At 38.7% G+C, this 6,563-nt stretch carries 5 protein-coding genes; all 5 read left to right on the top strand.

Annotated elements, in window-relative coordinates:
* Nucleotides 1–149 precede the first annotated feature (149 nt).
* The 5 genes from ABVT42_RS21350 (at nt 150) to ABVT42_RS21370 (ending at nt 6,296) form a co-directional block, all read left to right on the top strand.
* Nucleotides 150–602: a hypothetical protein gene (locus ABVT42_RS21350; RefSeq protein WP_353897972.1), complete on the top strand. Its 453-nt coding sequence runs from the start codon at nt 150–152 to the stop codon at nt 600–602.
* Between the two features lie 79 nt (nt 603–681).
* Nucleotides 682–1,128: an outer membrane beta-barrel protein gene (locus ABVT42_RS21355; protein WP_353897973.1), complete on the top strand. Its 447-nt coding sequence runs from the start codon at nt 682–684 to the stop codon at nt 1,126–1,128.
* Nucleotides 1,129–1,143: 15 nt separating this feature from the next.
* Nucleotides 1,144–2,313, top strand: coding sequence for a M4 family metallopeptidase (locus ABVT42_RS21360; RefSeq protein WP_353897974.1), 1,170 nt, complete (start codon nt 1,144–1,146; stop codon nt 2,311–2,313).
* Nucleotides 2,314–2,620: 307 nt separating this feature from the next.
* Nucleotides 2,621–2,767: a cupin domain-containing protein gene (locus ABVT42_RS21365; protein WP_353897975.1), complete on the top strand. Its 147-nt coding sequence runs from the start codon at nt 2,621–2,623 to the stop codon at nt 2,765–2,767.
* Between the two features lie 439 nt (nt 2,768–3,206).
* Nucleotides 3,207–6,296 carry an immune inhibitor A domain-containing protein gene (locus tag ABVT42_RS21370; RefSeq protein ID WP_353897976.1) on the top strand — a complete coding sequence of 1,030 codons (3,090 nt, stop codon included), beginning with the start codon at nt 3,207–3,209 and terminating at the stop codon, nt 6,294–6,296.
* Nucleotides 6,297–6,563: the final 267 nt, after the last annotated feature.

Consider the following 6,563-nt stretch of genomic DNA (forward strand, 5'->3'; position numbering starts at 1 on the left):
TTGATCGCGGAATGAGATTGCGCAGCCGGAACTCACCATTTAAAATGCTTCTGCGCATGATTGGCTGATAAAAAATCAATGGGGTTTTCTTTTTTCAGGGGCGACTAGGTAAATTAATGAAAGTTTTTAAGGTATTCGCACTTTGACTGATGGTCTTTAAGTGTTTTGCACAAGATGATGACGAAACCACTTATTTACCCTATTCCACGCTGGATAAAGGCATAGACTCATATGTTTCGTTAAAAGTTAATACATTTATTGCTGAAAATACTAAAGGTTTTAAGGTCGAAATACTTCGAGTGCCTAACAAACGGCTTAAGTATTTAATGTTTGATGAACACTTGGAAAATAAAAACTATTGTGCGTGGAAGACTAAAGGTTATCGGAGCGAGGTGAATAATCTCGAATCTGTACCCTATCTTGCTTATTACTATACACCAGGTTTGATAACAGCAAAAGCAACACAGGCACATGATAAACATTTAAATAAAGATGGCTTTATTAATATTGATTCAGCCATGCGTGTATGCTTGATTTTCGAGAATTTAACGGGTAGTTTTCACACGGAGGAAATTTATTCAATAAAGAGATCAAATGAATAAAAAATAGTAATATTTGGAATAAGTACACTATTTTTTAATTGCTTCTCTAAAAAGCATTGCGGATTCTGACTTAACTTTTATGGCTGAAGTTAATCAGTTGAATTATCGGGAAAACTGGATAGATGTAAAGCCACTGACGGTTTCAATCGGGGCGAATTATCAGTTTAATTCTTATTTTTCTCTTTTAGGAAAGTTAAGTACAGGAGTTCAAGAAGACTCCGCAACTCACCTGCTGCAGGAATACGACTTTAAGGTTTGCTATTCTGGTGGAATTTATGCAAAAGCCAGCTTATTAAAAGATACCCTGGTTACACCTTATCTGTATTTAGGTTACAGTCAAGTCCATTTAAGAGCCTCCGCTGAAAATATTTCTGCAAATCAAAAAGAAAATGATTGGAGTTATGGGGCTGGGTTAGAGTTTCGGTTAGCCAAGTCGTTCAAATTGGCAATTGACTATACACAAATTATTGATAATTCTGATGCAGAATTAACTTCTAGTAGTGTAATCGCCAGCTTCCAGTTTTAATAAAAGGAAATCAACATGGATAAAAAACAAAAGGTTAAAGCGGCAATTATCCAGAGCGCTAAGCAAGCTGCAGAAAAAAAATATGGCGTATTAAAAAAATTTGAACGCGAAACAGCGCAACTGAATATTTTTTATCATGAGTTAACGGGTAAAGCAAAACTGGCTTACCACGTTGATCTATTAGCTAGTCAACAGGTAACGAATAATATTATCCGTCATGAGTTTATTATTGATGCTGATTCTGGTTTGGTTTATCAAAACTGGAATGCGTTAATGAGTGATACCGCAATCACTGGGCCTGGTGGCAATACTAAAACGGGCCAGTACCATTATGGAACGGATTACTTGCCATTAATGGGACGAGAACAAAATAATATCTGTTACCTTGAAAATGAGAAGGTTAAAGCAGTCAATTTAAATCATAGCTATGATTATTATATCAGTGATCCCTTTCAATTTAATTGTTATGAAAATACTTTTAAAGCTATCAATGGTGCCTACTCTCCGATTAATGATGCTTTTTATTTTGGAAATATTGCATTTGATATGTATCAGGATTGGTATAACACCGAACCTTTACCTTTTAAGCTTTCAATGAAAGTGCATTATGGTAATTCGGTTGATAATGCTTATTGGACTGGTGATTCAATGCTCTTTGGTGACGGCTATCAGCGATTTTATCCGTTAGTGGATGTGAATGTTTCAGTGCATGAAGTCAGTCATGGGTTTACCGATTTTAATTCTGATTTAATTTACTCCGAAGAATCAGGCGGTATGAATGAAGCTTTTTCTGATATTGCGGGTGAAGCAGCAGAATATTATTGGAAAGGTGAAGTTGATTGGTTAGTTGGTGCAGATATTTATAAATCAAACGGCGCATTACGCTATTTTGCCGATCCAACTTTAGATGGCGTTTCAATTAAACATACGGATAATTATTATTCAGGATTAAACGTGCATTATAGCAGCGGAATTTATAATCATGCCTTTTATTTAATTGCCAATACCGAAGGATGGAATGTTAAAAAAGCATTTGATATCTTTGTTTTAGCTAATCAGTCTTACTGGGTACCTAATGAAACTTTTGAAAATGGCGCTTGTGGTGTTTTAGAGGCCGCCAGAGATCTAGATTATCAATGGTTCGATGTATACAAAGCTTTTACCGCTGTGGGAGTTTATTGTTAAGGAAACTCTATTGATACTGATGATGGGATTAATGATAGTACTGACCTATTTCCACTTGATGGCAGTCGTTGGAAAGACTCAGGGGGGGGCTCGGTATTTTTCCTCATTCCTTTACTGTTAATATTAGTTTCGCGTAAGCGCATGGGTTAAGCAGTAAGTTTCCTTTAATAATTGTTGTAGTAAACCGAGAGGTGAAAAGTCTCTCGGTTTTTAAACAGATTAAATTAATTTTCAACAAAAATTAGTACTCTTTAATCAACACTGGTCACCTAAAGTCATTACACCAATAAATGATTATCCGTTTAAATTGGTTAAAGTACACGGTAAGTTTGTCTGGCACAGTCATCAAGATGCCGATGAGGTCTTTGTCGTTTTGCTCGTAGAGCCAAAGGGTGTCATTAACACTGGAGATGCTGGTGGCGAATCGACCGCAGAAAACGATATTTGGCTTTAGTTTTATTCTATTGAGTCGACTATTTTTATAGGTGAAAATTACCATCTAATTTTTAGATCTAAGCAATCAATCCCCTTATTGCTCAAAGTAAATAAACTATTCGTTAAGCAGATTTTATTTATTTTAATTTTAGCCAAGCGCATATTCATAAAATTAATGAAATAGTTTATTGGTTTGTTTCTTGTCAAAAACCAACCTATTTATATAATTTTTAGTCGAAATTCATCTTATTGTCACCTTGTTATGAATTTGCTATCTATACCGCTTTATTACTCTATCAAGTAATAAAAACACCTGATCAAAGTTAAGTTTTAATCTGAAGTCGATCAGATTTTTATTTAAATAATAAAAATATTTTCAATCAAAAACTCGAACTGAAATCAATAACAAAACACCTGACAGAACACAAGAAAGTTAAATCAACGATATTGAGGAAGATATGTTAAAACTAAAAAATCCCCTGGTATTGGTGTTGATAGGCTCTTTGGCAATGATGCTGGCAACCGTGCCAGTAACCAGCGCACCAGCTAAAACCATTAACCCGGATATCGCACCAAAAGACTTAGGCGTTATTAATGAAGAACGCATCATTTACTGGCTGATTAAACGAGGAGAACTCTCAGCAGACGCAACCGAGCAACAAAAACGTGCTGCAATTGAAGCGTATATTGGCAGTCGAGTTGAACCGCCAATGTCGATTGAAGAAATTGAAAAGCAGGCATTGGCAATTAAAAATGCCACGCGACATTCGCATCAATTAAAAGTGGCAAGAGAACGAAAAAAAGCTGCATTAAGTAATCAACTGCAAAGCAAAACGAATGCACAGTCAGTAGAAGAAAGTGTGACTAAAAAGGTAAACGTTTTAGCCATTGCAATCGATTTTCCTGATTTGCCACATGATGATAACCGATTAACCAGCTCAGATACGGGTATGTACTATAACGATTACTCTATTGAGCATTATCAACAACTAATGTTTGCTGATGAAACTTATCCTGGTCCTCAAGGGCAAGCGTTACAATCAGCGCGAAACTATTACACCCAAGAAAGTGGGGGAAGTTTTGATTTTAATGGCAAAGTTTATGGATGGGTAACCGCAGATAATAATGCTGCTTTTTATGGTGGAAGTGGGAATGGTGCGAATGATGCCAATCCTCGCCAACTCATTCGCGAAGCACTTACTAAAGCGGTTGCCAAATATAATATTAACCTTGCCGATTATGATTTAGATGATCGCTGGGATTTAGATGGTGATGGTAATATTAACGAGCCCGATGGGTATATCGACCATATTATGATTTTTCATTCCAGTATGGGAGAAGATGCTGGTGGTGGGGTACTCGGATCGGATGCCATCTGGTCGCATCGTTGGGTAGTGTCGCCTTACTATGATATTCCGGGGACTTATTTTGAACAAGGTAACCGTGGTTATCGTCCGTGGGGCTATACGATAGTGCCAATCGATGCAGCTATTGGGGTTGTCAGCCATGAATTTGGTCATGATTTAGGTCTGGCTGATGAATATGACACTAACAACAGTGTGCCTGGTTCGCCTGTTGCTGACTGGTCAATTATGGCCAGCGGCAGTTGGGTGGGCCAAATTCCTGGTTCGCAACCGGTAACTTTTGGTGCTTACGCCCGTTCAAAATTGCAAGACTGGTACGGTGGTAACTGGGTAAATGAAACAAAACTCACACTGGTTGATTTGCAAGGTGGAAAAACCTTTGAGTTGGTTGATGCCGTTAACCATGAAGGTGGTCTTAACCAGATAAAAGTTGAAATACCGCGCTCGATTCTATTTCGTCAAGCACCTTATTCTGGTGATTACCAATATTATTCTAATGCAGGCGACAATTTAAATAACCGAATGGATTTTTCGCTCACTATACCAGAAGGTCAAAACCATCAGTTGGTTATGCAAGCATTTTGGGATATTGAAGTTGATTGGGACTATGCACAAGTACTCATTAATGGTCAGTCTGTCGCAGGTAATCTGACAAAAGCGCGAAATCCGCTGATTGATAGTTATCCTGATCAGAGCCAATATGATATCTCTCACTATTTAACAGGAAAATCTGATAGCTGGGTAGCGCTGACTTTTGATGTGTCTGAATATGCTGGGCAAACGGTTGAAGTGAGCATTAAATATTATACCGATGGAAATACTGGCGGCTATGGCTTGTTTGTTGATGATATCGCCTTGTTATCTGAAGCTAGCAACCAATATCATGATGGAGCTGAACTGGAAGGCATGGCTAATTTAACTGGATTCAGTCGAATCGAAGCGTTGGAAAAACTAAGTGCACAGGAGTACTATCATATTCAACTACGTAGCCATCAAGGGAATGATTCTGGACTTTCCTCACGCCGATATGATCCCGGTGTCGTTATGTGGTTTGCCGATAGTGGACAATCCAATAACCAGTCCAGTGTTCACCCAGGACGCGGTTTTGCCAGCGTTATCGATGCAGATCAAAATCTTATTCAGGATGATTACTATGGCATTTGGTGGACGCGCAATCAAATCCGAGATGCAGCCTTTAGTCTTTATCCACAACAGCCAAAAGCTGCCGATAATCATCTGGAACCCATTTCGGATTTTAACGATATATTCGATTACTCTACACCGCAACAACCTGCATCTGGCGTCAGCTTGCCAATACATGGGTTATCTATGCAACTTTTGCAACAAGCGAATGATAGCAGCTCGGCAACAATCCATTTGAACTATCAGGCGCCAGCATTAACCCCGAGATTTAGCTATCAGATTAATGATTGGAAAGTGACGTTTAACAATAACTCATATGGTGGTAATGGTTGGAAAACCTATCAATGGGATTTTGGTGATGGCGAAATTTCTCATGCTGCCTCACCAACTCACCAGTTTGCTATGGGCGGGTTGCATACAATTAAACTTACCGCAATCGATCAAGATGGTAATGCTGTAACCATATTTGAGCAGATTCAATTAGCGGGACCTGCGTTTACCTTAACCAAGCAAAATCTAACGATATTTCTGACGGATACTTCCAGCCAACTATCAACTAAGGCAGTCTATGCCTGGGATTTTGGTGACGGAGTTGGACAGTCAAGTGAGCAGTCGCCAACCTACACTTATGCTGAGCCGGGTACTTATCTCATAAAACTGACGACTACAGATGGTGATAAATCACAGACTGCACAAATGATGGTTACCGTTACCAACCCGCCGGTTGCCAGTTTTACTTATGAAGTAAAAGGCTTAACCGTGGTATTTACCGATACCTCTCAATATGGTGCCGGTGAGCTGCAATACCATTGGGATTTTGGCGAAAAGGTCAAGCAGATCCGACGTCGTGGCAAAAAGCCAAAGCGTCCAAATGCTACCAGCAATCTGCAATCGCCAATTCATACTTATCGTGATGATGAATACTTTAAAGTTATCCTTACTGTCACTGATCAAGAAGGACGCAGTGATACCACCGCAATGTGGATTAATTTGGATGATGTCGATAATGATGACAACGAAGATGAACGTGACGATGATTAATCATCAGAGTCGGTTTAAAGTTTCAGTTCAATAAAAACTGAACGAATTCATGTCAGGCCGAAAGATCCTTTCGGCCACTCTATCCGTTTTTTCAAATCTCGCCTCAATCTATAAAAAGTGTGAGTCAAATCACACAACACTGGTTTAATCAGTACCGAATCTATATTAAGATTGAAGTTGTCTAACCACTCAAATTCCCCCCAATATTACCAACCCAAGGGAGCGCTATGAAGAGGGATATTCTTATTTTGGAAGTTGGCTTTGGCA

The sequence above is a fragment of the Aliikangiella maris genome (assembly GCF_040719265.1).
Taxonomy (GTDB): Bacteria; Pseudomonadota; Gammaproteobacteria; order Enterobacterales; family Kangiellaceae; genus Aliikangiella; species Aliikangiella maris.